We start from the raw sequence: 2367 nt of genomic DNA, 5'->3' as shown, positions 1-2367 counted from the left end.
CCGCGCACCGAGGAGAACGTGCCGGACTGGCTGATCCGCCGCATGTCGGGTCTCGGTCCCGAACTGCCCGGCCCGCACTTCCGGATCGCCCGGATCTTCGACACGATCGGCCCGGCGGGCCGTCCGGTGATCAACCGCCCCGACCTCGAGGTCGAGGAACAGGACCGGCTGCTGGAGTACCTCGACCACGCGCCGCTGGTGGTCACCGAGCGCGGCTACGACATCGACCGGCTCGCCCAGACGCCGGAGGCCACCGTCCCGGTCGCGTTCCACAGCGACGGGCAGTGGATCTGGCCCGCGGCGGTCAACTTCTACCTGCGCACCTACGGCGTCTCGCCCGAATCGGACCTGATCGAGCACATCCGGTCCGTCGGTTTCGCGCTGCCGCCGGTCGACGACGCGACGCTGCAGGCCGCCGGCGCGTACCTCACGCGGGGCAACCAGCCGCCGCAGCAGCGCCCCGGCGGACCGCCCCCGCAGGCCGCACCGCCGCCCCCGCCGGTGGCTCCGCAAGCGTTTGCGCCTCCGGCGCCGCCTGCTCAGGACGGCCCCCCACCCGTCGAGCCGCCCGCCGCCGCGCAGGCCGCTCCGGTGGTCGAAAGCCCGCTCGCCGTGCACGCCCCGTCTGCCGAGCCGCCCGCGGCCGGACAGGCCGAGCCGCCGTTCGAGGAAACGTTCGAGCCACAGCACGACTACGCGGATTCCGCGCATGACGAGCAGGCCGGGGACTACGCCGAGCACTACGACGACGAGGCGTACCACCAGCACGAGGAGTTCGACGACCGGTTCGCCGACGAGCACGAGCACGAGCCGGAGGAACCGGCCGCGCACGCGGCGCACAGCGCCCAGAGCAACGGCTCCTCGCCCGAGCCGGGACACCACCCCGATCTCGGCGAGACCGAGGAGTACTCCCCCGCCGCGGCCCACGAGGACGGAGACACGGGCCCGGTCCAGCAGGTGCCCTCGGAGCCGGTGGGTGCCCATGAGGAGCCCGAGGCCTACGACCCCGGCCCGCCGACCATGATCGCGGAGCCCGGTATCGCCGGTGTGCCGCCGGTGCCCGGCCCGCTGCCCGTGGCCGAGCCGGAGCAGCCGCCCGCTCCCCTGGCGACGCCGCAGCGCGAGCAGCAGTCCGGGCCGCGCCGGGCACTGCGCGAAGAGCCGCGCCGGGCCCAGCCCGAAGAGCGTCATCCAGTGCCCGCGCTGGCGGATCTGCGGGAGAAGCTGGACGAGCTCGGCGTGCCCGCCGACGGCTATCGGCTGGGCGAGCCCGCCGAACACGGCTGGAGTGTCGAACAGGTCGAAGAGGGCTGGCGCGTCGGCTGGTACGACGGCGAGCTGAGCAACCCGGCGGTCTTCGGGGACCCGGAGGACGCCGCCGCGTTCATGCTCGGCAAGGTGCTGCTCAACCCGAACGGTCACGTGGCCGCGCCACCCCCGCCGCCGCCCGCCGAGCCGGAGCCCGCGCAGCCGGACCCGGCGGACGCCCCGCCGCCCCCGGTGCTGGCGACGCTGTCGCCGGAGATCGCGACCGGCTCGCACCCGATCCCGCCACGCGAGCCCGCGCCCGTGCGGGAACCCGTTCCACCGCGGGAGGCGATTCCCGCCCAGGAGCAGACCGCGTTCACCACGGCCGAGGAACTGCTCGGGGACGACCCGCTCGACGAGCCGGCGCCGCCCGGGCGTCCGCAGGCACCCCCTGCCCCCGCGCTGAGCGGACAGGTGACTCCGCCGCCCCCGCCCGCACCGCCGAGGCGCGAGCCGCCCGCCGCGGCGCCGACAGCGGTCGTCCCGGTTCCGCCACCGCCCGCTCCGCGCCGCGAAGCGCCCGTGCGGGCCGCCGCGCAGGGTGCCGCCGCTTCCGGCGGTGGCGGCGGGAACCAGCAGTGGCCGATCGCCCCGATGGCCGGGGAACCGCCGCTGACGTTGTTCCGTGGCAAGGAGTTGCGGGAGCTGCCCGCGGGCAGCGAGCTGGACCGGTTCGGCGGGCCGAGCGGGAACCTGACCTACGCCGCGGGCACGCCGTTCGAGGAGCGTTCGCTCGTGCCCGAGTGGGTCAACCGCCCGTACCACGTCTACCGCGTGCAGCGTCCGCTCGAAACGCTCGCCGGCGTCGCGATCCCGTGGTTCAACCAGCCCGGCGGCGGGTCGGCGTACCTGCTGCCCGCGTCGATCGAGGAACTGCTGGCCGAGGGCGACCTGATCGAACTCGACCCTGGCGAACCCCCGGTGGACTGATCCGGCTTCGCCGAACGGGGGGGGGGGGGCCGGCGCGGGGGCCCCGTCGGGGTGGTGTGGGGTCTGATGAAAGACTGTGGGCGGGGGCCCGGCCCCCCCCCCCGGCGGCGCACGAACACAAACCGCGAG

General features: G+C 75.6%; 1 protein-coding gene. It reads left to right on the top strand.

Annotated elements, in window-relative coordinates:
• Nucleotides 1–2238, top strand: a 2238-nt coding sequence (locus ACFWY9_RS01055) for a glycohydrolase toxin TNT-related protein (RefSeq protein WP_378337843.1), incomplete at its 5' end; no start/stop codon positions are given.
• Nucleotides 2239–2367: the final 129 nt, after the last annotated feature.

Origin of the sequence: Amycolatopsis sp. NPDC059027 (genome assembly GCF_042739735.1) — a bacterium.
GTDB lineage: Bacteria > Actinomycetota > Actinomycetes > Mycobacteriales > Pseudonocardiaceae > Amycolatopsis.
This window is presented reverse-complemented; position numbering and strand designations above follow the sequence as displayed.